18 protein-coding genes are annotated in these 26195 nt (G+C 43.7%); 15 read left to right on the forward strand and 3 right to left on the reverse strand.

Features of this window, described 5'->3' with window-relative positions; all coding sequences use genetic code 11:
• Positions 1-213: 213 nt before the first annotated feature.
• From M1P97_RS07850 to M1P97_RS07885, 8 genes are all read left to right on the forward strand, one after another.
• On the forward strand, positions 214-1530 hold the full coding sequence (locus M1P97_RS07850) for an aspartate kinase (RefSeq protein ID WP_195371893.1): 1317 nt from the start codon (positions 214-216) through the stop codon (positions 1528-1530).
• 61 nt (positions 1531-1591) lie between these two features.
• Entirely contained in the window at positions 1592-2749 is a 1158-nt protein-coding gene (gene lysA / locus M1P97_RS07855) for a diaminopimelate decarboxylase (RefSeq protein ID WP_249388756.1), read from the forward strand.
• Positions 2750-2902: 153 nt separating this feature from the next.
• Positions 2903-3658, forward strand: a complete 756-nt coding sequence (locus tag M1P97_RS07860) for a hypothetical protein (protein WP_195371895.1) — start codon at positions 2903-2905, stop codon at positions 3656-3658.
• Positions 3659-3785: 127 nt separating this feature from the next.
• A complete protein-coding gene (locus M1P97_RS07865; RefSeq protein WP_195371896.1) occupies positions 3786-4352 on the forward strand; it encodes a YIP1 family protein in 567 nt (188 codons plus the stop codon).
• Between the two features lie 13 nt (positions 4353-4365).
• Entirely contained in the window at positions 4366-4827 is a 462-nt protein-coding gene (smpB, locus tag M1P97_RS07870) for an SsrA-binding protein SmpB (protein WP_129735087.1), read from the forward strand.
• A gap of 47 nt (positions 4828-4874) precedes the next feature.
• The gene (gene metH, locus M1P97_RS07875; RefSeq protein ID WP_195371897.1) at positions 4875-8567 is read left to right on the forward strand and encodes a methionine synthase; all 3693 of its coding nucleotides are present in this window, start codon (positions 4875-4877) and stop codon (positions 8565-8567) included.
• Positions 8568-8576: 9 nt separating this feature from the next.
• Entirely contained in the window at positions 8577-9635 is a 1059-nt protein-coding gene (locus tag M1P97_RS07880; protein WP_249388757.1) for a DUF3810 domain-containing protein, read from the forward strand.
• A 91-nt stretch (positions 9636-9726) separates the two neighbouring features.
• The gene (locus tag M1P97_RS07885) at positions 9727-11169 is read left to right on the forward strand and encodes a TlpA family protein disulfide reductase (RefSeq protein ID WP_249388758.1); all 1443 of its coding nucleotides are present in this window, start codon (positions 9727-9729) and stop codon (positions 11167-11169) included.
• A 33-nt stretch (positions 11170-11202) separates the two neighbouring features.
• Here the strand turns inward: M1P97_RS07885 and M1P97_RS07890 are convergent, their stop codons facing one another.
• Positions 11203-11793 carry an RNA polymerase sigma-70 factor gene (locus M1P97_RS07890; RefSeq protein ID WP_249388759.1) on the reverse strand — a complete coding sequence of 197 codons (591 nt, stop codon included), beginning with the start codon at positions 11791-11793 and terminating at the stop codon, positions 11203-11205.
• 129 nt (positions 11794-11922) lie between these two features.
• Between M1P97_RS07890 and M1P97_RS07895 the strand changes: the two genes are divergently transcribed.
• The 4 genes from M1P97_RS07895 to M1P97_RS07910 all read left to right on the forward strand — a co-directional run bounded on the left by M1P97_RS07895 (position 11923) and on the right by M1P97_RS07910 (position 19632).
• Positions 11923-12936, forward strand: coding sequence for a FecR family protein (locus tag M1P97_RS07895; protein ID WP_249388760.1), 1014 nt, complete (start codon positions 11923-11925; stop codon positions 12934-12936).
• Between the two features lie 234 nt (positions 12937-13170).
• Positions 13171-16467 carry a TonB-dependent receptor gene (locus M1P97_RS07900; protein WP_195371902.1) on the forward strand — a complete coding sequence of 1099 codons (3297 nt, stop codon included), beginning with the start codon at positions 13171-13173 and terminating at the stop codon, positions 16465-16467.
• A gap of 14 nt (positions 16468-16481) precedes the next feature.
• Positions 16482-18173, forward strand: coding sequence for a RagB/SusD family nutrient uptake outer membrane protein (locus tag M1P97_RS07905; protein ID WP_249388761.1), 1692 nt, complete (start codon positions 16482-16484; stop codon positions 18171-18173).
• 28 nt (positions 18174-18201) lie between these two features.
• On the forward strand, positions 18202-19632 hold the full coding sequence (locus M1P97_RS07910; RefSeq protein WP_249388762.1) for a family 43 glycosylhydrolase: 1431 nt from the start codon (positions 18202-18204) through the stop codon (positions 19630-19632).
• 160 nt (positions 19633-19792) lie between these two features.
• Here the strand turns inward: M1P97_RS07910 and M1P97_RS07915 are convergent, their stop codons facing one another.
• Positions 19793-20398, reverse strand: a complete 606-nt coding sequence (locus M1P97_RS07915; protein WP_195371905.1) for an HU family DNA-binding protein — start codon at positions 20396-20398, stop codon at positions 19793-19795.
• A gap of 71 nt (positions 20399-20469) precedes the next feature.
• On the opposite strand from M1P97_RS07915, the gene M1P97_RS07920 reads away from it, so the two are divergent.
• Entirely contained in the window at positions 20470-20745 is a 276-nt protein-coding gene (locus M1P97_RS07920) for a BT4734/BF3469 family protein (protein WP_262923229.1), read from the forward strand.
• On the forward strand, positions 20715-20855 hold the full coding sequence (locus M1P97_RS26440) for a DUF3874 domain-containing protein (RefSeq protein WP_394803883.1): 141 nt from the start codon (positions 20715-20717) through the stop codon (positions 20853-20855). Before M1P97_RS07920 ends, M1P97_RS26440 begins: the two co-directional genes overlap by 31 nt.
• Positions 20856-21108: 253 nt before the next feature.
• On the opposite strand, the gene M1P97_RS07925 is transcribed toward M1P97_RS26440, so the two are convergent.
• Positions 21109-21933 (reverse strand): hypothetical protein, encoded by an 825-nt coding sequence (locus M1P97_RS07925; RefSeq protein ID WP_249388764.1) that lies wholly within the window; start codon positions 21931-21933, stop codon positions 21109-21111.
• 778 nt (positions 21934-22711) lie between these two features.
• On the opposite strand from M1P97_RS07925, the gene ileS reads away from it, so the two are divergent.
• A complete protein-coding gene (gene ileS, locus M1P97_RS07930) occupies positions 22712-26140 on the forward strand; it encodes an isoleucine--tRNA ligase (RefSeq protein ID WP_249388765.1) in 3429 nt (1142 codons plus the stop codon).
• Positions 26141-26195 lie beyond the last annotated feature (55 nt).

The following is a 26195-nucleotide window of genomic DNA, read 5'->3' on the forward strand; positions in this document are numbered from 1 at the left end:
TCGCATTTTCGGGCATGGTTACGAACAAGTAACGTAGCGGCGTCAGGATTTGGCTTCGGCAGGGATTGTAATGGCTTCACGGATTATCGCCACTTCAACCAAAACCCTTGTAACTCAATTCTATCACTATATCTTTCCGCATTTCACTTTTTTGTAGTAACTTTGCACACGCAAAATAGCAAGGAACAAACAATTTAATTATAGGAAAAGAAAATGAAAGTTTTAAAGTTTGGCGGTACTTCTGTGGGATCTGCACAGAGAATGAAAGATGTAGCAAAATTGATTTGCTCAGGCGACCGTGACATTGTCGTATTGTCTGCCATGTCAGGTACAACCAACTCGTTGGTTGAAATATCCGACTACCTGTACAAGAAGAATCCGGATGGTGCAAACGAAATCATCAATAAGCTTGCACAGAAATATTACGGACATATTGAAGAACTGTACAGCACTGCCGAATATAAACAGAAAGCCAAAGAACTTGTAAAATCTCATTTCGATTATATACGTACCTTTACAAAAGACTTGTTCACGCTGTTTGAAGAAAAGGTGGTACTGGCACAGGGAGAGTTGATCTCGACTGGTATGATGAACCTGTATCTGAACGAAACAGGCGTTAAGTCAGTCCTGCTTCCCGCGTTGGAATATATGCGTACGGATAAGAATGCAGAACCGGACCCTGTTTACATCAAAGAACGCCTGGTTAAATTGCTGAACGAACATAAAGATGCTGAATTATATATCACCCAGGGTTATATCTGCCGTAATGCATATGGTGAGATCGATAACCTGCAACGTGGCGGTAGCGATTATAGTGCTTCTCTGATCGGTTCGGCTCTCAATGCAGACGAAATCCAGATCTGGACAGACATCGACGGAATGCATAACAACGACCCGCGTATCGTAGACAAGACATCGCCTGTCCGTAACCTGCATTTCGAAGAAGCGGCTGAGCTTGCTTACTTCGGTGCCAAGATCCTGCACCCGACCTGTATCCTTCCGGCCAAGTTGAACAATATCCCGGTTCGTTTATTGAATACCATGCAGCCGGAAGCTCCCGGTACATTGATCTCCAACGAAACGGAAAAAGGAAAGATCAAAGCTGTCGCTGCAAAAGATAATATTATCTCCATCAAGATCAAGAGCGGCCGCATGCTGCTGGCTACCGGTTTCCTGCGTAAGGTATTCGAAATCTTCGAAAACTACCAGACACCGATCGATATGGTGACTACTTCAGAAGTTGGTGTATCGGTCACGATCGACAACCGCAAGCATCTGGAAGAAATTGTAGACGACCTGAAGAAATACGGTACTGTTACTGTCGATCAGGATATGGTGATCGTATGTGTGGTAGGCGACCTGGAATGGGATAATGTCGGTTTCGAAGCCCGCATCGTCCAGGCAATGAAGGATGTGCCGGTCCGTATGATCTCCTACGGCGGAAGCAACTACAACGTTTCGCTTCTGGTGAAGGCCGCGGATAAGAAGAAAGCGCTGCAGGCGTTAAGCGATCATTTATTCAACAACTAAATAATATGAGGGCAGCCTATTCGAGACTGCCCTTTTTTTAATTTATATATAATAAAATAATATGCTCAAAGGAACATTCCCGATAGATAAACTGAAGGCGCTTCCTACGCCTTTTTATTATTATGATGTGAAGTTATTGCAAGATACGTTGGATCTGGTAAAGACTGAAGCCGGCAAGTATAATTATCATGTGCATTATGCCGTAAAAGCAAATGCCAATCCGCGCATTCTTTCTATTATAGCAGAAAACGGACTGGGAGCCGACTGCGTGAGCGGTGGTGAAGTACAGGCCGCTTTGGATGCCGGATTTCCTGCCGATAAGGTGGTTTTTGCCGGTGTGGGTAAAGCTGATTGGGAGATCAACCTGGGGTTGGATAACGATATTTTCTGTTTTAATGTGGAGTCGGCTGTCGAACTGGATATATTGAACGAACTGGCTGCCGCGAAGAATAAGATCGCTTCGGTTGCCCTCCGTATCAATCCCGAAGTAGATGCACATACACATGCCAAGATCACGACCGGTATGAAGGAGAATAAGTTCGGTATCAACCTGAGCCAGCTCGGTCAGGTACTGGATAACCTTTCTACATTAAAGAATGTGAAACTGATCGGTATTCATTGCCATATCGGTTCGCAGATCACGGATATGTCCTCCTTCCGTAATTTGGTGATCCGTGTGAATGAGATACAGGAAGAGCTGGAAGCTCGCGGTATCCATATTGAAAACCTGAACTTCGGTGGAGGCCTGGGGATCGACTATTATCATCCGAATCATTTGCCTATCCCTGCTTTCGATAACTATTTCGCAGTATTCAATAAGCTGTTGAAAGTTCGTCCCGGACAGCAAGTGCATTTCGAACCGGGTCGTTCGGTAGTGGCCCAGTGTGGTACGCTTATTTCACAGGTTTTGTATGTGAAGATCGGCGAGACAAAGAAATTTGCTATTCTCGACGCCGGTTTTACGGAACTGATCCGTCCGGCCATGTATGATGCTTACCATCGGATCGAGAATATTTCCAGTGATGAAGCGGTGGAACTTTACGATGTGGTAGGTCCTATCTGTGAATCATCCGATGTGTTCGGTAAAGATGTGGAGCTGAACAAAGCCCATCGCGGCGACCTGATTGCATTGCGTTCTGCCGGTGCTTACGGGGAGGTGATGGCTTCGCAATATAACTGCCGCCGTCTGCCGAAGGCTTACTATTCGGATACCATTTAATTGTTAATTAATAATATAGAGAATGCCGGGTTTCTTTGTTTTTGCAAAGGTTCCCGGTTTTCTTGTTTATTGTGTTTCCTTTTTTACTACCTTTGTACGATCCCTTTGTGTGGAGTCTTGTAAGGCATTAATGATTAACAGATGAAATGTGAAATGAGAAAGAAAGATTTATATTGGGTATTTGCGGTTTGTTTGATAATGTTGTCTTCCTGTCTGGGTGATTCCACTACCCGCATAACGGTAGGGCTTCAAGAGGCTGTTTACCAGGTTCGTCCTTCCAGGGGGCTTGTCCTGAGAGATGGGCGTTTGATATACTCTTCCAGCATAAACTCGTTGCGTGCCGATGCCGGAGACTGTTTCCTGGTGGAGTATTCTTTTGATTCTGCTAGCCCTGAATTACAAAATTCTGACAGCTTATCGGTCGAACTATTGGGTACGCCTGCCGAAGTCCCTTTGTGGACATCCGAAGGAACTGTTAAATCTGACACCTTGCTGACAGACGAACAATATATATCTACGATAGGGAGCCGTACGGCCTACATCAAAGGACGTCTTTTCCTTTGGCCTACCCTGACGGAACCGGAAAGCCAGGTGGATAGCTTTGTAATGCATTATGATACGGTTAACTGGTACACCACAGCCGATGGTTTCCGTACTTATAACCTTTATTTACGTGCGATCAGAAAATCGGAAATACCGGCAGATGCAGACTCTGTGAAGGTACCTCATACGGAAGCATTCGATATTGAACGCTTTTTCAATAAAGCTTTAGAGATGGAAACAGCCAACAACGCGGAAAAGCTTACTATTGCAATTAATTATGTTGCAAAACCAAATAAAGATACAACAGCAGTCGAATGGTCTGTATTGGAATTGGATTATCAGTTGGAAAATAAGACGGGAGAGTAATATATATACGGATAAAAATAAAGGTTTGCGGTAGGGGGAGGTTACCGTTATTGATGATAAAAGGTCTCGTATAACAATTTATATCCCTTATTTTTATACTTTTGTCATTCTAATAGAAAACGGAGAGATGTATAAAGAGATATTAAAATGGGTAATAGCTATCATTTCCCAGCCGGGAAAGGCGTGGGAAATGCTGACAAAGAAGGAAGATAAGGGTGACGAATTCTTGTCTAAGTTTGTGTATCCGTTGATCGGACTGGTTACAGCCGCTGCTTTTCTGGGGGTATTATTTACGCGGAAGGAGTTTGATATAGAATTGGCTCTGAAATCCTCGATCAAGACATTGGTCGCTTCGTTCGGTGGTTTTTATCTGGGGGCTTACCTGTTGAATGAGCTTTGGCAGGGATTCTTTAAAAGAACGAAAGATATGAAACTTTGCCAACGCTTTGTCGGTTATTCCTCTTCATTGATGTTTGCACTGAACATCGTCCTGATGCTGTTGCCGGAGTTTTTCTTTCTGCGTATTTTTATACTTTATACCTTTTATATCGTATGGGAAGGAGCAGGGCCTTATATGCAGGTGGCAGAGAATGAACGCCTGAAGTTTGCCGGTATAGCAACCGTAGTTATTTTACTGACGCCAGCCGTGATCGAATTTGTACTATTCATGTTGATGCCGGGCTTGCGTTATTGACAGATAGAAAAAGATGAAAGAAAAGATTAGTAATAATATACAGATAAAGAATAAGCGGGCCACATTCGATTTCGAACTGCTCGAAACATTCACCGCCGGGATCGTATTGACCGGGACGGAGATCAAATCGATCCGCCTGGGAAAAGCCAGTCTGGTGGATACTTTTTGTATTATGGAAAGAGGCGAGTTATGGGTAAAGAACATGTATATCGCCGAATATTTCTATGGTACGTATAATAATCATGTGGCACGCCGCGACCGTAAGCTGTTGCTGACGAAGAAGGAGTTGCGCAAGATTGACGGTGCAGCCCGCAACAGCGGTTTCACTATTGTTCCTACCCGCATGTTTATCAATGAGAAGGGACTAGCCAAAGTCGTTGTTGCTATCGCCAAAGGTAAGAAAGAATACGATAAGCGCGATTCGATCAAGGCCCGTGACGATAAGCGGGAGATGGACAGAGCATTTAAACGGTAAGATATATTGACTTGCCGTTTTTCTTATCACCAAGAAAAAACATATCTATGAATAAAGAAACTTTTATACGGTCCCTGCAGGAGCGTATCCTGATTCTGGATGGTGGTATGGGTACCATGATCCAGGGCTTCAAACTGAATGAACAGGATTACCGCGGCGATCGTTTTGCCGATTTCCCCGGACAGTTGAAAGGGAACAACGACCTGTTGTGTATTACCCGTCCGGATGTCATCAAATCCATTCACCGTCAATACCTGGATGCCGGAGCGGATATCTTTGCAACGAACACCTTCAATGCCAATGCGATCTCTATGGAAGATTATGCTATGCAGGAGTTTGTACGCGAGATCAACCTGGCAGCCGGAAAGTTGGGACGTGAAGTGGCTGACGAGTTTATGGCGGAACATCCGGACCGGACTATCTTTGTGGCCGGTTCAATCGGTCCGACCAATAAAACCGCTTCCATGAGTCCCGATGTCAGTAACCCTGCTTATCGTGCGGTTACCTATAAAGATGTCTATAAGGCATATAAGGAACAGGTGGAAGCACTGGTCGACGGAGGGGTAGATATTATCCTTTTTGAAACGACTTTCGATACTTTGAACGTGAAAGCCGGATTGGAAGCGGCAGAAACTGTTTTAAAAGAAAAGGGAAAAGAACTGCCGATCATGTTGTCGCTGACGCTTTCTGCCCAGGGTGGACGGACGCTTTCCGGTCAGACATTAGGAGCCTGCCTGGCTTCGGTCCAACATATCAACCTGGTTAGTATAGGTCTGAACTGTTCTTTCGGAGCAGCCGATATGAAGCCCTTCCTGGCAGATTTGGCAAAACATGCCCCCTATTATATAAGCGCGTATCCGAATGCGGGATTACCCAATACCTTCGGTACTTATGACGAGACACCGGAAAAGATGGCCGGACATGTAAAGCCGTTTATCGAAGAAGGATTAGTAAATATATTGGGAGGATGTTGTGGAACGACCCCCGCCCATATCGCACAGTATCCAGCCTTGATAAAAGGAGCGAAACCGCATGTACCTGTTGCAAAACCGGATTGCTTGTGGTTGTCCGGTCTTGAATTGCTCGAAGTAAAGAAAGAAAATAACTTTATCAATATAGGTGAACGTTGTAACGTAGCCGGTTCGCGTAAATTCCTGCGCCTGATCAAAGAAGGAAGTTATGAAGAGGCGCTGACCATCGCCCGTAAGCAGGTGGAAGACGGGGCTCAGGTGATCGATATCAATATGGATGACGGAATGCTCGATGCAGTGAAGGAAATGACAACCTTCCTGAATCTCGTGGCATCCGAACCGGATATTGCCCGTGTACCAGTCATGATCGACTCTTCCAAATGGGAAGTGATCGAAGAAGGCCTGATGTGCGTACAGGGTAAAAGTATCGTCAACTCGATCTCGTTGAAAGAAGGAGAAGAGGTATTCCTGGCCCATGCCGCCCGTATCAAACAGTTGGGAGCAGCTGTTGTCGTGATGGCTTTCGATGAGAAAGGACAGGCGGATACCTTCGAACGGAAAGCGGAAGTCTGCGGACGTGCTTACCGTTTGCTTCGGGAGAAAATAGACTTCGATCCGTATGGAATTATATTCGACCCGAATGTATTGGCTATCGCTACCGGTATGGAAGAACATAACGGATACGGTTTGGACTTTATCCGTGCGGTCGAGTGGATCAAACAGAATCTGCCGGGTGCGAAGGTTAGTGGCGGTATCAGCAACCTTTCGTTCTCGTTCCGTGGAAATAATTATGTACGTGAAGCGATGCATTCCGTATTCCTCTACCATGCGATCAGTAAAGGGTTGGATATGGGTATTGTCAATCCCTCTTCGGCCGTACTTTATGAAGATATAGAACCGGAATTCCGTGATTTACTGGAAGATGTGATCCTGTACCGTCGTCCGGAAGCTGCCGAAGAATTGATCACCTATGCCCAGAACCTGCATGTGGAAAAGCAGGGCGGTGCGGAAGAAAAGCATGAAGCCTGGCGCGAACAACCGCTGAAAGAGCGTTTGGAACACGCCTTGATCAAAGGTATAGGCGATCATCTGGAAGAAGACCTGGCGGAAGCACTTACTCTTTATCCGCGTGCAGTGGATATTATCGACGGTCCGCTGATGAGCGGGATGAATAAGGTCGGCGAATTGTTCGGTGCCGGTAAAATGTTCCTGCCGCAAGTGGTGAAGACAGCTCGTACGATGAAAAAGGCTGTTGCTATCCTGCAACCTGCTATTGAAGCGGAAAAATCGGCATCCGGTTCGGCTAAAGCCGGAAAGGTAGTCTTTGCTACTGTAAAAGGGGATGTACACGATATCGGAAAGAATATTGTATCGATCGTTCTGGCATGTAATAATTATGAAGTGATCGACCTGGGAGTAATGGTTCCGGCCGAAGTGATCATACAGACAGCCATAAAAGAAAAGCCCGACCTGGTTTGCCTGTCCGGCCTGATTACTCCTTCACTAGAAGAAATGGTGCATGTTACTGACGAAATGCAGAAGGCCGGACTTACGATACCTGTTATGGTAGGCGGAGCGACGACCTCGAAGCTGCATACGGCCATTAAAATAGCACCTCATTACGATTATCCTGTCATTCACGTGCTCGATGCTTCGCAGAATCCATTGATTGCGGCAAAATTGCTGAATCCCGATACCCGTGAAGCATATATCGAAGGACTGAATAAAGAATATGAGGCCCTCCGTGCCTCCATGGAGAAGAAAAAAGAAATATTGGTTCCGTTGTCGGAAGCCCGTCTAAACCCGCAGAAGATCGACTGGTCTGCGTGGACACCGGTTGTTCCGAATCACCCGGGTGTTCATGTGATACCTTATATTCCGTTGGAGGAGATCATTCCTTATATACACTGGACCTTCTTCTTTAGTGCCTGGAAACTGAACGGACGTTTTGCTGCCATCACACAGATCCATGGTTGTGATGCTTGTCGTGCAGCCTGGTTGGCAGACTTTCCGGAAGCTGAACGTCCGAAAGCGGCAGAGGCCATGCAGTTGTATAAAGATGCTGTTAAACTGCTGGATCAGTTGGTAGATATGAAGGCTGAATATTGTAAAGCTATTTACGGTTTCTTCCCCGCTAACAGTGACGGTGATAACATTAAAATGGGAGATATTGTACTTCCGGTATTACGTCAACAGTCGAAGAAGGAGGAAGGTATCTACAAATCGCTGGCCGACTATGTCATGCCGGCTTCCGAAGGTCGTACGGATTATGCCGGTGCATTTGTCGTGACGGCCGGTGCCGGAGCCGAAGAACTGAAGAATAAACTGGAAAAAGAAGGCGACACGTATAGCTCCATGTTGCTCCAGACGCTGACAGACCGTTTGGCTGAAGCAGTTGCAGAGTATCTTCATGAAAAGGTACGAAAGGAATATTGGGGATATGCCCCGGATGAATCGTTGTCGATTTCCGATCTGTATAAAGTGAAATATCAGGGTATCCGTCCAGCGGTAGGTTATCCCTCGTTGCCCGACCAGTTGCTTAATTATACATTGGATAATCTGTTGGATATGTCCCGAATCGGTGTTAAGCTGACGGAGAATGGAGCGATGTATCCTACGGCAACAGTCAGCGGTATTTATTTCGCCCATCCTGATTCGCAATATTTCATGATCGGTTCGATCGATGAAGAACAGATGAAGGATTATTCTGCTCGTCGTAACCTGTCGGAAGCGGATGTCAGGAAGTTGTTGAATAAAAATATCATCTAAGTGACTGTGATGGTGAAAGATTGGATCAAAAAGATACGTATTCGCTGGATTGTTCTGGCCGTATCCCTGATTTTGATATGGGTTATAATGGCTTTGCCTGCATGGGGAGAAGGTTATGCCCGTACGATTTATCCATTCTTTTCGGCTGTCTTGTCACGTATATCTTCTGTATTTCCTTTTTCCATAGGCGATTGTTTTATTTACGGAAGTATTGCCGGGTTGGTTATCTATTGGGTATATGCTATTGTGAAACGTCGCTCATGGAAAACGGTAATCGGGCGTACTGTCGAATATCTGTTATGGGTTTATATCTGGTTTTACATGGCTTGGGGGTTAAACTATTTCCGGGAGAACTTTTTTGACCGGACAGAGATCCCTTACCTTGCTTATTCCGAAGATGACTTCCGTTCTTTCCTGTCGGCTTATACCGACTCGTTGAATGTCTCTTTTACTCCTGTGGAAAAGATCGACCGGGCTGTTGTGGCAGAGGAAGTAGAAAGCGGCTATCGCGAAATAGCCGGACAATTCGGCCTGGTTTCTCCTGCCTCTTATCTTCATCCGAAGCCGATGCTGATTCCATCCCTGATGAGCGGTGTCGGGGTATTGGGATATATAGGCCCTTTCTTCATCGAATATAATCTGAATCCGGACCTCCTTCCGGTGCAGTATCCTTTTACCTATGCGCATGAAATGGCGCATGTCTTGGGGATTTCGAGTGAAGCGGAAGCCAACTTGTATGGATTTCTGGTGTGTTCCCGTTCCGGCAACCCTGAAATACGCTTCTCCGCTTATTTTGCCCTCTTGCCTTATGTGCTGGGCAACGCTTATCAGCTATTGCCGGAAGAAGAATTCGAGCAATGGAAGGAGACGATATCCCCGGAAGTAAAAAAGGCTTACAACGATAAGGTAGCTTATTGGCAGGCACTGTATAATCCGACGATCGGTGAGATCCAGGATACCGTTTACAACTGGTTCCTGAAAGGAAATAATATCCCCTCAGGACGGAAGAATTATTCGGAAGTCGTGGCCCTCCTGATGGCAGTTAATGCATCACAGCCGGAAAAATAATTGGCCGGTCAAACCTCGAATGAAATATTTTCCTACATTTGTAACGGCTTCTTTTACAATAGATTTTATATAATACTTTAAAACTAATAGAATGAAAAATCAAGTACTAGCATATATGCTGGCCGGTATTGCCGTTTTAGGACTGGCTAGTTGTACTCCGCAATCGACGACAATTGAAGGAAAAGTCTCGAATATTTCCGGTAATACCATCATCTATTGGCCGACGGCGGATGGTGTATATAACTCTACCCGGCGGGATACACTGTTTGTACAGGCGGATAGTACGTATCATATAACGCTTCCTGGTAGCGGGAATGAAAAAATATCTTTTTATGTCTATGGACAGAGATATCTGGGGACGATATATGTAGGACCCGGAACGAATAAGCTCGATATCGATGCCTCCCTTGAACACTCCCTGAACATAGAGAATAAACTGGTGAAAGAGAATGAAATTGTGAAGGAGCTTTCCCAGGTGCAGGAGGATGTTTTCAATTTAAGAGCTCGTAAAGGCGACGTTTTCGACGTGGAAAAAGATACGGTGGCCTCTTCTGTTTATCAAAAGTTGACCGATTATGGGGCGTCGATTGAACAGAAAATAGTCGGTGTAGACGAGCTCTTCAAGAAAAGAGCCGTTCAGGATATACGTATGCAGATGCTATTGGCTTTTATGAACCAGTATTTCGGGATCAATTACCGGGGATCGGAAGAAGCGAAGAAGGAATGGGAGACTGTTTATCCGAAAATGCTGGCGTATACAGATATAAACCAGCCGGAGAATGTCTTTTCCGAAGCGTTCGCCGATGTCATAGGGAGTGCTGCCGGAATCGAACTATATATGAAGACCGGACAACAACCGACCAGCCGGAATGAAAGTAATCAGAAATTGTTCGATTGGTATAAGGTTAACCTGAAAGGACGTGTACAGGAAGTTGCGATGAGTAATATTATCCTGGAAGATGCCTCGAACGAAACCTTTTCTACCGATATCCCTTCCTTGTATGGACAGTTTAAAGAATTGTATCCGTCCAGTAAGCTGATCCCTGCCCTGGATGAGGCTGTACAGAAAAATATATCGTTCAACAAGCTTGATCTCCCGGAAGGTATCCATATTTTGAATACGGACAGTGTACGTTCCTTTAAAGAAATAACCGACCGGTATTTGGGTAAAGTTATTTTTATAGATATCTGGGCTACCTGGTGTGGTCCCTGCCGTGCTTCGTTTGCCCATGTGAAACCTTTACAGCAGTATGCAAAAGAAAATGATATCGTATTGTTGTATGTTTCTATCGACCGTCCGATGAATGCGGATCTATGGAAAAAGATGGCCGGCTATTACGACCTTAAAGGCGATCATGTTATTATTAATGAGTATTTTAAGATGGATATTTATAATACCTATGGCAATAACGGAATGTTAAGTATCCCTCATTGTGCCATTATCAACAAAAAAGGAGAACTGCAATTTAAAGGAGCCGCAAGCCCTGAAAATATGGATAAGCTGGCTGAACAGTTGCAGGAAGCGGCCCAATAAGTTTTAAAAAGCATATAGAATTTCAATAAGCCTTTACGAAAGCAGGTTTTTGGGAAACAACAATAAGATTAACGGCAGGTAATCTTTTAAAGTAACCCGTAGCTGTTTCAAGGCTTGTTGGATTCTGTAATTCACTGTTTGGGGCGATACTTGTAAGATATCGGCGATCTCCTTGTAACTTTTATTTTCGAAGCGATGCATGACAAAAGCCTCCCGGTAGCTGGCGGGTAAGGCTTGTATGGCCTGGCTGATATGTTTCTTCAAATCTTCCGTCTGTGAGAAATCGCTGTCTTGCAGCATTTCCAGCATATACTCATAATAGCGCGTTTCCGCCCGCAGTTGCGACTGTTGGCGGGTAAGCTGGTTGATGCTTCTGTGGTAGACTGTTTTGTACAGATACTGGCTGAAAGAGGTATTGAATATTTGTGCCTCCCTGTTTTCCCATAACCATAACATGATATCCTGCACGATCTCTTCGGCATCTTCCAGACTGACAAACCGGTTCGCATACGTACACAACATCGGGTAGTATCTTCTGAATAAGGTACCATAGGCTTTTTTATCTCCACGTTGCATGGCCGATAACAGGAATGAATCGTCTGTTGCTTGTGAGGTTTTTTTCATACTACTGTCTCCTTGTCGGCAAAGTTAGCTTTTTTGTTGAATAAAAAAAATATCAAAAAAAAGTGGACTTCCGTTTAGTAATCCGTCGGAGTTCCCTTGTCTAATATATAAACAGGCATAAAAATGCAAATGGAAACATTCAATATAGATCAGATAGAAGAACTTCTTCCCCGGTATTGTTCCGGCGAAGCGACGGTAGAGGAATGCCGGATGGTGGAGGAATGGATCGGGCAATCGGAAGATAATTACCGGATTGTCAAACAAATCTATGCCATCGATCAGGTAATGGGTACGGCACAGATGGAATCGAAACTGGATACCGAAAAGGCTTTAGCATCTGTTTGTGGCAGAATGACAAAGAAGTCCCAAGTAAACATGTTTACTTGGCTGCAACGCGTTGCAGCCATCCTCTTTATTCCTCTTCTTATTATTTGGGGGATCGAACATTTTACTCCTCGAATCGAACTGGCTCAAATGATTGAGATAAAAACAAATCCGGGAATGACGACCACCGTCGATCTTCCGGACGGATCTAAAGTATACCTCAATTCGGAATCATCTTTGACCTATCCTTCTTTTTTCAGTGGAGACAAGAGATGCGTGCAGTTGAAAGGGGAGGCTTTCTTCGAAGTACAAAAAGACCCCGAACATCGTTTCATTGTTTCAGCCCCCAACCATACGCAGATCGAGGTGTTGGGTACATCCTTTAATGTGGAAGCTTTTGAGAGAGACTCATTTGTATCCACTACGCTGGTTGAAGGTAAGGTTTGCTTCGCTTATCAGAAGAACCTGCAGCCTGCCACGGTAGTAATGAAACCCGGACAAAAATTAATCTACAATACAACTTCTTCGCAGGTCAAGCTGATCCAGACAAGCGGTGAAACCGAAACGGCCTGGAAAGACGGAAAGATCGTTTTCCTGGCAACTCCGCTGCCGGAAGCGTTACGGATGTTGGAGAAGCGGTTTAATGTCGACTTCGTGTTATCCAATAACCGTCTTCGTACAGAGGCATTCAATGGCTCTTTCACCAATCAGCGACTGGAACGTATATTGGAAATATTTAAAATATCATCGAATATAAAATGGCGTTATCTGGATACCCGGAATACGACTAATGAGAGAACGAGAATAGAAATTTATTAACCTAATTGAAAAAATCATGAAAAGCAGATCACCTTAAAGAAAAACATCCGGAGAAATATTGGAGTATTTCACCGGATGGAAAGAATTCATTTAAAAACGCTTGTTTGGAGACAAGCATAGTAAACCATTTTTTATTAATTAGATCAGTACAAAGTTATGCAAAAACATTTTAATACCCAACAGTTTTGGGTAGCAGAGTTTCTGCGGTTTATCTTAAATAAAATACCAAGAGTTATGAAGTTATCAGTCTTCTTACTAATATGTTCTATTGGTTTGGCGCAAGCAACAGGTAGCTATGCTCAGAAAGCTACTGTAAGTCTGGAGATGCGGAACCAAACGGTAAAGGAGGTATTGGATGAGATCGAGGAACAGTCTGATTTCTCTTTCTTCTTCAATATCAAACATGTCGACCTGGATCGGAGGGTCTCTGTCGTGGCTAAGAAAAGCGATATATTTAAAGTATTGGAAACCGTATTTGCCGGTACGAATGTTCGTTATTCGGTGGTGGATAGAAAGATTATTCTGTCGACAGAGAAGCCGGATGTTCAACAGGCTAAAGAAGAGAGAAAAATTAAGGGTGTTGTCAAAGATCAAAATGGAGAGCCGGTTATCGGAGCAAATGTGTCTGTGAAAGGTACAACTTTAGGAACAATCACCGGTCTCGATGGTGATTTTGTGCTGGAAGTTCCGGAAAATGCTCTAATCCAGGTTTCTTATATCGGTTATGTCTCTCAGGAGCTTCGTTTGGGAGGCCGGAACCACTTGGATGTTGTGTTGAAGGAAGACTCTCAAGCGTTGGAAGAAGTCGTTGTCGTGGGATATGGCGTACAGAAAAAAGTAAATCTGACAGGTTCGGTATCTTCTATTAAAAGTGAGGAATTAGAACGTCAACCGATCGTTACGATGAAAGATGCTTTGTCTGGTTTGGCTCCGGGTTTGACTGTCGTGAAGTCGTCGGGACAACCGGGGTCAAGTAATCCTACTATCACGGTACGTGGAGTGGGTACATGGAAAAATTCAGGTCCTCTGGTATTGGTAGACGGTATGTCGATGAGTATTGCGGATGTTTTACCTAATGATATTGAGAGCATATCGGTATTAAAAGATGCAGCTTCGGCTGCCATTTACGGTTCACGTGCTGCCAATGGAGTCATATTGATTACTACTAAAAAAGGTAAGGTCGGTAAGATACAAGTAAATTATAATGGCAATGTCGGTTGGCAACAGGCTACGCGCCAACCTAAATCAGCTACAGGCTGGCAATATGCAGAGTTGTATAATCGTGCTATGTTAGCCGATGGAAAGGCATTACCTGACGGAACTACTTTAACATTCCCACAGGATATGATTGATCGTATGAAAGACGGTACGGGGAATATTGACCATAATGAAGCTAACACTGACTGGTATGATGAATTGTTGCAAACAGCTTTACAACATACTCATGATCTGTCTGTTTCGGGAGGAAACGACCGTTTACAATATGTTGGTACAGTTGGTTATGCAAAACAGGATGGTATTATCAAATCTTCTTATGAACGGTATAATACGCGCTTGAATACGACGGCTAATTTAGCTGATTGGCTGACTCTTCAGTCTAATATTGCTTATATTAATGATGTCAGCAAAGAAAGCCCTGGTCTTGGTTATGCTTATTATTATGCACCTCGTGCTTATCCGAATATGCCGGTTCAATATTCAGACGGAACCTGGTCGTTTCATTCTACACCTAAAAATCCGGTACGAATGACGACTGACGATTATGGTTATCAACGATATGAAACGGATAAATTATCATTGTTATTTTCTCCGGAAATCAAATTGTTCGATAATTCATTCTTCTTGAAAGGCGTATTGGGATATGAAAGTAAAACATCTTATGTTGATAAGTTTGAAAAGAAAGTTATTTATGATGCTTTTGAGCCGGCCGGACAAGGAGAGAATATTTTTGTGGCACGTAATACCAAAACTGATACCTGGTATCGGAACAGGAATCTGACATTGAGTGCAACGGCTAATTATGTAAAAAGTTTTGGAGATCATGATATTAATTTGTTATTGGGAGCATCACGCGAACAGTTCAGGTATAATACAACTGTGGCTTCACGAAAAGATTTCCCAACCGATGATTTCGAAGTGATCGATCCGGGTGATGCTTCTACGGCTACAGCGAGCGGGAATAAAACGTATGATGCGTTAGTCTCTGTATTCGGTAGGGTAAACTATTCTTACAAAGACCGCTATCTGTTTGAAGCCAATATCCGTCGTGACGGTTCTTCTAAGTTTGCACGCGGCCACCGTTGGGGTACGTTCCCTTCTTTTTCTGCAGCCTGGAGAATCTCGGAGGAATCATTTTTCAATCCGCTTAAAAATGCTGTGCAGAACCTTAAGTTACGTGCATCGTGGGGTAAGTTGGGTAACCAGAGTATTGACAGGTATCTGAGTATGTCTACTTACAATGTGGTTCCGGGAAGTACCCGTTTTTATATGTTTGACGGAACGGTTCAAACATTGATGTCTGAAAGTGTCATGGGGAATAATATTATCACATGGGAGACCAGTACAAACCTTAATTTCGGTCTCGATGTCAATGTGCTTGATAACCGGTTAGGCTTTACTTTCGATTGGTATAACCGGGATACGGATGATATTTTGTTGAGTCTCGAAGCGCCCAGCCTGTTGGGAATTACGCCGCCAATTTCGAATGCAGGAAAAGTAAGAAATAGGGGATGGGAGTTAACTATCAACTGGCAGGATCAAATAAACGAAGACTTCAGTTATAATGTCAATTTCATGTTGTCTGATGTCAGGAATAAAATTCTGGATATGAATGGTTACAAGTCGCCGACATCCAGCCTGACCACCCGTATTGAAGGTGAACCGATCGATGCTCTGTTCGGTTGGAAAACACTGGGACTTGCCGATACACAGGAAAAGTATGAGCAATATAAAGAGGTTATGTCGACATATAATTCTGATTTCTCGATGGGAGATATCATTATTGAGGATTTGGATAAAGACGGAAAAATAACGGAAGCCGACAAGACGATTATCGGTAACCAGATACCTCGTTATACTTTCAGTTTAAACCTGGGATTCAATTATAAGGCTTTTGACTTCTCTGCCATGTTTCAAGGAGTAGGCAAAGTCGATGGTTTCCTGGGACGCGACATCATCGAGCCATTAGGTTCTCAGACGGCTATGGAAGAACATTATTATGATTCTTTCGATCCGTCTAATCCCACTACCGGTAAATATTATCCACGTATGACAATGGCTAACCGCCTCAATTATGCTAATATGTCGCATTGGGTACAAGATGCTTCTTATCTGCGTTTGAAAAACTTGCAGGTAGGTTATACATTTAAGTTCGGCGAGAAGATTCCGGTGGAGAGAGTTAGAGTATATTTCTCGGGATCTAATTTGTTTACGTTGACGAAATATAGAGTCTTTGATCCAGAGAACGGATTGAATACTACTTCTTTCCCGAATGTGAGAGTATATAGTGTCGGTGCTAGTGTTACATTTTAAAAACAGCAATTATCATGAAAAATAAATTTTTATCAATAGCCATTTTATTAGGATGCACGTTATGTTCTTGCGACGATATGTTGGATGCATTACCAGAAGATAAATTACCGCAGGAAACTTTTTGGCAAACGCCTGGTAATCTCCGTGCATTTGTGGCAGACGTATATTCCCGTTCTTTTCCACTGGAATACGAAATGCACCCCTGTTTTGATGAAGCGATGTCTGATAATACTTATATGGTATGGGAAGGATGGTATACTGATCTCAAACTGATAGGTAACGGATCATATCTTACAACGACCTCTGTTATAAATAATAATTGGGCATATGCCTATACAAATATTCGTATGGCTTGGCAGTTCCTGGAAAATGTAGAGAAGTGTACAGAGTTGGATGCCACTGAAAGAGAGGCTCTCACCGGACAAATCCGCTTTTTCCTGGCTTATAGCTATATCCGTTTAGTAGCCCTATACGGGGATGTACCATTAGTAGAGAAAGTCTTGAATGAAGAAGAGGCTAAGAATCAGGTCAGAACACCTAAGGCCGAAGTGTTGGCCTTTGCTCACAATCAGCTCGATCAGGCCATAAAGGAACTGGATGGTAAAACGTTTGAAAAAGGACGTGTTACGGCAGGTGCATGTAAGGCTTTGAAAGCACGTGCTTATTTATGGGATAATGATTTCAGTAACTTGTTGACGGTTACATCGGAATTGATAGGTAAATATTCACTCAACACTGCTGGCGAGACACCTTATGCCGACCTGTTCAATGGAAATGCCGAAGATTCGAATGAGATAATCCTGGCACGTGAACATGCTCATACAACTGGAAGTATCTCGACAGGTAATAGCTTGAATCAAGCATTCTTTTTAAAAGAAATGTCAGGAGGAGATGCATTTCGTGCGCTTACACCCACTGGAAGTCTGGTCGATGCTTATCCTATGGCCGATGGGCGGTTGATACATGAAAATGGTTCCACTTATAATCCAAAAGACCCTTATAAAGACAGAGATCCTCGTTTGGCACAATCTATTATCTATCCGACTTCTACTATCCGTGAATCAAAAACGATGACATGGGTGCTCTATGATCCGGAATCTGAAGAAAGTATTCCGGGACAACGTTACGACGCAAAAGAGCCTTCGCCAACCGGATATATGTGGAAGAAATATTGCGATTGGAGTGATCATGCCATGGTACAAATATTGGATGGTGGTGTAGATGTTATTTACTTCCGCTATGCTGATGTTCTGTTGATGCATGCCGAAGCATTACTCGAAACGAAAGGTGTTGCTGCTTCATCTGAGATTTTTGCCCTTATCAATCAATTACGCGATCGTTGTGGCGGAGGACGTGTGCTGGAAGCCAATTATACATCGGAAGATGCGCTGCGGACATTGGTGCGTAACGAACGTCGCGTTGAATTGGCCAATGAAGGTTTACGTTTCTTCGATATACGGCGCTGGAAGGTAGCTGAAAAAACAACGGCTGTCTCTGGTGAAGGAATGAATGGTGAACTTTACGGTGCATTCATGCGTCTGGACGGTGTAGGTGCTACCGATAGAACAGTAACCGTCGATGGTGCGCCGCGTCGTTATGTGGAAAAGCGTAACTTTGATCCTGCTAAGCATTACCTCTTCCCGGTACCGTCTAAAGATATTGATCTATCTAATGGAACGTTAACTCAAAATCCGGGATGGAACTAATTATAAACTTATAAGTTTCAATTTTTATATGAACTATTATTCTTTGGCCGTAACCCTGCTCATGTCAGGGCTACTGGCCGGATGTCAAGCCCGTGAAAAGAAGGTATTGGACGGGAATGGTGAAAATGCCGTTCCTGTATCGACCCATAGGATGCTTAATCCGATAGCACCTCCGGGAGTATATATTGCTGATCCGGAAGTGAGGCAGATGCCTGACGGGCGTATCTATGTCTATGGGTCGCGTGATGAACCTGGTAATGACTGGTGCTCGCACTCTTATCATGTACTTTCTTCTTCTGACCTTGTGAATTGGCATGTGGAACAATTTTCTTTTGCCACTGAAGGTTTAGGGAAGCAAGTCGATTATACAGACAGGCTTTTATATGCTCCGGATTGTATCTATAAGGATGGAAAATACTATCTCTACTATTGCCTGGCCGGAGGTGGAGATGATGAAGGCGTTGCAGTCTCTTCTTCTCCTTACGGTCCGTTCAGAGATGGGAAAAAAATAGAAGGGATAAGTGGTATCGACCCGTCTGTATTCATCGACGATGACGGGCAGGGCTATCTGTTCTGGGGACAATGGCATGCCAGGGGAGCAAAATTGAGTAAAGATATGCTCTCTATAGAAGGGGCTGTCCATGACAGTCTGCTGACATACAATACGCATTTTTTCAATGAAGGCAGTTCTGTCCGGAAAAGGAACGGCATCTATTATTTGGTATATGGAAGCCATTCCCGGCATGGCAAATCCAACTGTGCGACTTTGGATTATGCGACAGCGACATCTCCGTTAGGTCCTTATACGTATAGAGGGGTTATTGTCGATAATTGGGGAAGCGACAGGAATCTGGTGAATAACCATGGTTGTATAACCGAAATAAACGGACAATGGTATATTGCTTATCACCGCCCTACCCATGCGACTGCAACCGGAACCATGCGGAAAGCCTGCCTGGAGCCTATCACTTTTAATCCGGACGGCACGATTCCGGAAGTGGAAATGACCACGCAGGGAATCGGCGGTCCTATCTCTCCTTTTTATCGGATGGATGCGGCGAGAGCTTGTCTGATGTCGGGAAATGTGATGGTTTCGGTACGTAGACCGGAGAATGATATCCCTGTGGAGTATTTGTCTGCCATTCGTGACGGCGATCATGCTTATTGGAAATATTATGATTTTACCGATACGGATGTCAGCCATTTTGTTTGTAAGACATGGAATGAAAACAGGGCTGCAAAAATAGAGATTCGTCTGGATAGTCCGCACGGCGAGTTACTCGGAGTATGCGATATTGCCCCGATGAATGGCCAGGTGGCTTATGCTATACATGAAACAAAAATTAAACCGGTTACAGGAAAACATGCCTTGGTACTGGTCTTTAAATCGGTTGAACCGGAAATGAAGGAGGTTGATTTAATGAATCTGGAATGGTTTGTTTTTGAGAAAAGAGAATAGGGTGAAATTACAGTTTCAGGCAAACAGGACTATTGTGTTATCGAAGATAGCATTATAGTCCTGCTTGTTTGTATATTATTGTATATGGTAAAAGTTATAACAAAAGTTTTATAATAATAATCCTTCATTCCTTCATCTGTGTGTATTATCGTCTTTGTAATCATTTGTTTACAGCTGAAGGAAATGAATAAACCCTTGTGCTCTTATACCCGCCTTTCTCCAATTTTCCTTCATCTATCAGTTTTTTCAGATCTTCCAATGCACGGTATTTGGAGCAACCTGTCAGCTCCCGGTAGTCGCTGCAAGTGATATAATGATGTGTGTTCAAGTATTCTGTCAGCCTGCGCACACGTTCTTCGAAAGAAGGCAGAACGCCTTTTCCTTCCGGTATACGTTCCAGGTGCATTGACTTTAGCTTGCTTTTCAGGTATTTTCCGCACCGGAAATTCACATTGCGGAAATGGATCGACTCGCTGCGGATTTCTTTTTTATCCATTACCGGACGCGAAGCTAGTGAAACGCTGAAAAAGCCGATACCGTCCAATTCTACATTATATCCTTCATCCAATCGGAAAGCCATCATATCGGCAATGACTTGCAAAGCCCTTTTGATATCGGCTCCCGAAATTCCGGAACGGCCTTCCGCTTCCTTTATCAGATCATTGGTATGGATTGTCCCGTAAGGTACTACACGCGGATGTAACGCCTGTTTTTTCTTGTCTCCCGTGGGGTTCGGATTGCGAACCATTCGATATCTTGCACACATATCAGTATTTGTTTAAGGTAAAACTATGCATCCCGTAATTCCGAAGTGCCTTACTCTGTTTTGTTTGTCAATTGTCGTATGCTTGTCCGGCAGCTGCCAAACTTCCTCGGATCGTTTTCGGTGCAGAATTGAAAAAGAAAAATGAGACTTTGGAGATTAAAGCTTACAACGGTCTTGTTCTATTGGAAGTCGATAACCTGTCGGGCGATACGACGGCGGATGCTTTGCTGGTACGATTAGCAGAGAATTGCCTTCGTGCAGGCATGCCGGAAGAAGATGTGGTGAAATGGGCGAATGGCTTCCTGCTACCGAGATTATGCAACGTATCTGCAAGCGTAGCCACCTGACTTTTAGCAACACAACCATAAATGCTTTCGGACGCCTATTGCGTCGTAACAATGTCCCGAGCCGGCATACAGAACGAGGAAACTTGTATCACGTGAAGGAAATAAAGTGATTTGTCTGATTGAATAGGTTTCTTGTTGGCAAAGATATAAAATATGCCTAATAAAATCAGCACTTTTATAAGAAAACTGCTGGCTGGGATCAGCAATTTTAGGTATGCCAATGCCTGATTGGTGCGGCAACGATGAAGTTGTTTTGTTAGATGCAACTGCTGCATTTTTTACAACAGATCAAAAAAGCCATCCCACTCTCACGAGCCGGGTGGCTTATAACTGCTATACAGTTTCAGAAAAAATTATTAGGTTTTACTTCTTAGTTATCTCTTTATATAGTTCACAATGACCGTTCGGGGCAAAGATCCCTTTTCTTATTAATTCACTTTCCAGCCTGCTTAATGATATACACCCGAAGTATCGATGTTCCTTTAGAGCAGCAAGCCCATTGGTTGAAGCGAACTTCAATAAATCTTCCAAGGTGTATATATCGAATACTTTACAAGTATTTATAGTCCTCTTCTCCAAATTAAGACATTTGGTTAATGGCTTGTTTAATAACGCTTTTTGTCTGGTATAAGGGATTTTGGAAGGCGCTTTCTTTGGGGCAGGTTGTTTGATTTCCTTCTCATCCAATAACGCCTGTAATGTTTGTATCCTTGATTTTAGTTGATTGATTTCTCTCTCTTTTTGAATGCGGCTATTGATATGGTCTCTGACAAATCCTGACTGGAGACTTATATCCGTGATTGCATTTTGAAATATCTGTTTTACTTCCTGGGGAGTGATTCCTAAATGTTCCGCAACTTCTTCGACGCTTAACTTGGTAGCCAATGCATGGAATACTATCTTTTTAAGATCGGAATTAAGTAAGTTCCTCATTTCCGATACGATCAATAAATACTCGGGTGACAAGCTTTTAAACGCTTCAATAATGAAATCACTTTCTTTATCCTTATTCTCTTCCGGAGGTTGCTCATTAGCCGTCGGAATATTTACAGATGAAGATACGACACTGGCATCTTCCCATGTCGTCGCTTTGTGATCTGTGAGTGCATTGCTCAAAAAGGTTGGCTTCTGGTCGTCGGGGAGGAGAAGTTTTACATAATCACGTATTTTAGTCAACAAGTTTATCATAATACAAGTGTTTTATCTGAATATATATTAACGCTATACAATAGATACTACCCTATTCTCCCGAACCGGACAGTTGCAGAGTCCCCTCTTCACTATCCCTTTTTACTGAATTGTATGATTGTTTAACATATTAATGCGTTATTGTAAAAAGTATAGCTTGAAAAAAGGCATAAAAAAAAACGTGAAACTGTTGCCGTTCTCAGACCTAAAGGGTTATCCCTTCCCCCTCACACTGATAGTAGACAACAGCCCACGTCATATCATATATAATAAATATATACAAACAACATGGGCATTTTGTTGCTACTATCTCAGTCGTGATTAAAAATGGGATAATTTTTAGGTACTGAGATAATATTTTAAAATGCCTTATTCTAAATATTTCTACAGAACAGAGGTTAACGCTATAACATCTGCACTTTCTGTAATACTGCAAAGATAGTAGATACGATTAAATAAACAATAGTTTATAACGAAAAAATGCCTATTGGGCTTAAAAATCATGTGTTCTGTTTTACTTCCGCTCTTTCATTTCGCTTTGAAGTAGTTCCGGATTACGTCTACAATCCCAAAGCATATGAATATATAGATATTTATCGTGGATGGTATAAATTATTTTAATATGACCGGAAACTAATGAGCGGTAGGTGAGTTGGTCGATATTATCAAGGCTGGTTTCACAAAATCCCTTCAGGCCTTACTTATTTCTTTATTGCCTAATTAGAATTAAATCACTAACTTTGCGGCATTTTTAGAAGATTGATAAAAATAACGCGATATGAGTAAGAAATTTGCCGAATACTCTAAGTTCGACTTGTCGAACGTCAATAAAGAGGTGTTGAAGAAATGGCAGGATGGCGACATCTTCCATAAGAGTCTTGAAATCCGTGAAGGATACCCCTCGTTTGTATTTTATGAAGGTCCGCCTTCTGCAAACGGAATGCCGGGTATTCACCATGTTATTGCTCGTTCGATTAAAGATATTTTCTGCCGTTACAAGACCATGAAAGGATATCTGGTGAACCGTAAGGCAGGATGGGATACTCATGGCCTGCCGGTTGAGCTGGGCGTAGAGAAATCTATGGGTATAACCAAGGAAGATATCGGTAAAAAGATTTCTGTCGCTGACTATAACGCAGCTTGCCGCCGCGATGTGATGAAGTTTACCAAAGAATGGGAAGACCTCACCGACAAGATGGGCTACTGGGTGGATATGGAAAATCCGTATATCACCTACGATAACCGTTACATCGAAACATTGTGGTATCTGCTGAAAGAATTATATAAGAAAGGTTTACTGTACAAGGGATATACCATCCAGCCGTATTCACCGGCTGCCGGGACAGGTCTTAGCTCGCACGAGTTAAACCAGCCGGGTTGCTACCGCGACGTGAAGGATACGACTTGTACGGCACAATTCCATATCCTCGATCCGAAACCGGAAATGGCGCAGTTCGGCGATCCGTTCTTCCTGGCATGGACGACTACTCCGTGGACATTGCCTTCCAATACGGCTCTCTGTATGGGACCGAACATCACTTATGTGGCTGTTCAGACTTATAACCCCTATACCGGTATGCCGATGACGGTAGTGCTGGCGAAGGATTTGATGGGTGCGCATTTCAATCCGAAAGCTGCCGATTTGGAATTGTCGGATTACAAGATCGGTGACAAGCTGATCCCGTTTAAGGTGGTTGGCGAATGGAAAGGTTCGGAACTGGCCGGTATGCATTACGAACAGTTAATCCCGTGGGTAAACCCGGGTGAAGGTGCTTTCCGTGTGATCAACGGTGATTTTGTGACTATCGAAGACGGTACTGGTATCGTTCATATCGCTCCTACATTCGGTGCGGACGATGACCGTGTGGCGAAAGCCAGCGGTGTGCCACCTTTGATGATGGTCGATAAGGATGGTAATAACCGTCCGATGGTGGATATGACCGGTAAGTTCTATCTATTGGAAGATCTTGATCCTGAATTTGTACAAACGCGTATGAATGCAGCCGATTACGATCCGTTCCAGGGCAAGTTCGTAAAGAATGCTTACGATCCGGAAAAAACGGATAAAGACGAAACATTGGATATCGAGATATGTATGATGTTGAAGGTGCAGAACCGTGTGTTCCGTATCGAAAAGCATGTACACAACTACCCGCATTGCTGGCGTACCGACAAACCTGTATTATACTATCCGCTGGATAGCTGGTTTATCCGTACCACTGCCTGTCGCGACCGTATGATCGAACTGAACAATACGATCAACTGGAAACCGCAGAGTACAGGTACAGGTCGTTTCGGTAAATGGTTGGAAAACCTGCAGGACTGGAACCTGAGCCGTAGCCGCTACTGGGGTACTCCGCTGCCTATCTGGCGTACGGAAGACGGTACGGAAGAAAAATGTATCGGTTCGGTAGAAGAACTGTACAATGAAATAGAAAAAGCCGTTAAGAAAGGATATATGGAATCGAATCCGTATAAGGACAGAGGTTTCAATCCGGGCGAATACAATAAGGACAATTACGAAAAGATCGACCTGCACCGTCCGTATGTGGATGAGGTGATCCTTGTTTCTGAAAGCGGCAAGCCGATGAAACGTGAGACCGACCTGATCGACGTTTGGTTCGACTCGGGTGCGATGCCTTATGCCCAGATCCATTATCCGTTCGAGAATAAGGAGTTACTGGATAGTCGTGAGGTATATCCGGCAGACTTTATCGCCGAAGGTGTAGACCAGACGCGTGGCTGGTTCTTTACCCTGCATGCACTGGCAACGATGGTGTTCGACAGTGTGGCTTATAAAGCGGTTGTGTCTAATGGTCTTGTATTGGATAAGAACGGTAACAAGATGTCCAAACGTCTGGGTAATGCAGTCGATCCGTTCTCTACGATCGAACAGTATGGTTCCGACCCGTTGCGCTGGTATATGATTACTAATGCTTCTCCGTGGGATAATATCAAGTTCGATATCGATGGTATGGATGAAGTGCGCCGTAAATTTTTCGGTACATTATATAATACGTATTCGTTCTTTGCTCTGTATGCAAACGTGGACGGATTCGATTATTCGGAACCGGATGTTCCTCTGAAAGAACGCCCGGAAATCGACCGTTGGATCCTTTCATTGCTGAATACGTTGGTGAAGGATGTGGACGGGTTCTATGATACTTACGAACCGACACGTGCCGGACGTGCTATCTCTGAATTCGTGAACGATAACCTGAGTAACTGGTACGTACGCCTGAACCGCCGCCGTTTCTGGGGGGGAGGCATGACAACGGATAAGTTGTCTGCTTACCAGACATTATATACTTGTCTGGAAACAATCGCCAAGTTGATGTCACCGATCGCTCCGTTCTATGGAGATCAGTTGTTCTGTGACCTGATCGCCGTTACCGGACGTGAGACGGTAGAGTCTGTTCACTTGTCAGACTTCCCAAAATATGATGAAGCATTGATTGACAAGGATCTGGAAGAACGTATGAAGATGGCACAGGATGTCTCTTCTATGGTATTGGCTTTGCGTCGTAAGGTGAATATTAAAGTTCGCCAGCCGTTGCAGACCATCATGGTGCCTGTAGCCGATGCCCACCAGCAGGAAAGTATCGAGGCGGTAAAGAACCTGATCCTGAACGAGGTGAATGTAAAGGAACTGAAGTTTGTCGATAATGCTGCCGGTATTTTGGTGAAACGTATCAAGCCGGACTTTAAGAAGTTAGGCCCGCGTTACGGTAAGATCATGAAGAGTCTGGCTGCTGCCATCCAGAGCATGAGCCAGGAAAATATCCTTGCTTTCGAAGCTGCCGGAACATTCACATTGAATGTGGAAGGACAGGATGCAACAGTCGAACTGGCTGATGTGGAAATCATTTCGGAAGATATCCCCGGATGGCTGGTTGCCAACGAAGGACGCCTGACGGTGGCACTGGATATCACAGTGACGGAAGACTTGCGTAAGGAAGGATTGGCCCGCGAACTGGTGAACCGTATCCAGAACCTGCGTAAGAGCAATGGGTATGATATCACGGATAAAATTACTGTTACGGTTCTTTCTTCCGATGAAATGGATGAAGCGATTAAAGAGTATAATGAATATATAGCAAACCAGGTTCTGGCTGTGTCGGTTGAAATTACAGATCATGCAATAAGCGATGCAACCGTGCTTGATTTTGAAGACTTCAACCTGTCGGTTCGTATCGAAAAGGAATAATATTGAATGAATAATGAATAATGAATAATGAATAATTCAGGAATTGTTTATATTT

Origin of the sequence: Parabacteroides leei (assembly GCF_023369805.1) — a bacterium.
Lineage (GTDB): Bacteria > Bacteroidota > Bacteroidia > Bacteroidales > Tannerellaceae > Parabacteroides > Parabacteroides leei.

What these genes read in the sequence shown, in the direction of transcription:
- M1P97_RS07850 (WP_195371893.1), top strand. Translation starts at nt 214, where the DNA reads ATGAAAGTTTTAAAGTTTGGCGGTACTTCTGTGGGATCTGCACAGAGA.
- lysA (WP_249388756.1), top strand. Translation starts at nt 1,592, where the DNA reads ATGCTCAAAGGAACATTCCCGATAGATAAACTGAAGGCGCTTCCTACG.
- M1P97_RS07860 (WP_195371895.1), top strand. Translation starts at nt 2,903, where the DNA reads ATGAGAAAGAAAGATTTATATTGGGTATTTGCGGTTTGTTTGATAATG.
- M1P97_RS07865 (WP_195371896.1), top strand. Translation starts at nt 3,786, where the DNA reads ATGTATAAAGAGATATTAAAATGGGTAATAGCTATCATTTCCCAGCCG.
- smpB (WP_129735087.1), top strand. Translation starts at nt 4,366, where the DNA reads ATGAAAGAAAAGATTAGTAATAATATACAGATAAAGAATAAGCGGGCC.
- metH (WP_195371897.1), top strand. Translation starts at nt 4,875, where the DNA reads ATGAATAAAGAAACTTTTATACGGTCCCTGCAGGAGCGTATCCTGATT.
- M1P97_RS07880 (WP_249388757.1), top strand. Translation starts at nt 8,577, where the DNA reads ATGGTGAAAGATTGGATCAAAAAGATACGTATTCGCTGGATTGTTCTG.
- M1P97_RS07885 (WP_249388758.1), top strand. Translation starts at nt 9,727, where the DNA reads ATGAAAAATCAAGTACTAGCATATATGCTGGCCGGTATTGCCGTTTTA.
- M1P97_RS07890 (WP_249388759.1), bottom strand. Translation starts at nt 11,793, where the DNA reads ATGAAAAAAACCTCACAAGCAACAGACGATTCATTCCTGTTATCGGCC.
- M1P97_RS07895 (WP_249388760.1), top strand. Translation starts at nt 11,923, where the DNA reads ATGGAAACATTCAATATAGATCAGATAGAAGAACTTCTTCCCCGGTAT.
- M1P97_RS07900 (WP_195371902.1), top strand. Translation starts at nt 13,171, where the DNA reads ATGAAGTTATCAGTCTTCTTACTAATATGTTCTATTGGTTTGGCGCAA.
- M1P97_RS07905 (WP_249388761.1), top strand. Translation starts at nt 16,482, where the DNA reads ATGAAAAATAAATTTTTATCAATAGCCATTTTATTAGGATGCACGTTA.
- M1P97_RS07910 (WP_249388762.1), top strand. Translation starts at nt 18,202, where the DNA reads ATGAACTATTATTCTTTGGCCGTAACCCTGCTCATGTCAGGGCTACTG.
- M1P97_RS07915 (WP_195371905.1), bottom strand. Translation starts at nt 20,398, where the DNA reads ATGTGTGCAAGATATCGAATGGTTCGCAATCCGAACCCCACGGGAGAC.
- M1P97_RS26440 (WP_394803883.1), top strand. Translation starts at nt 20,715, where the DNA reads ATGCAACGTATCTGCAAGCGTAGCCACCTGACTTTTAGCAACACAACC.
- M1P97_RS07925 (WP_249388764.1), bottom strand. Translation starts at nt 21,933, where the DNA reads ATGATAAACTTGTTGACTAAAATACGTGATTATGTAAAACTTCTCCTC.
- ileS (WP_249388765.1), top strand. Translation starts at nt 22,712, where the DNA reads ATGAGTAAGAAATTTGCCGAATACTCTAAGTTCGACTTGTCGAACGTC.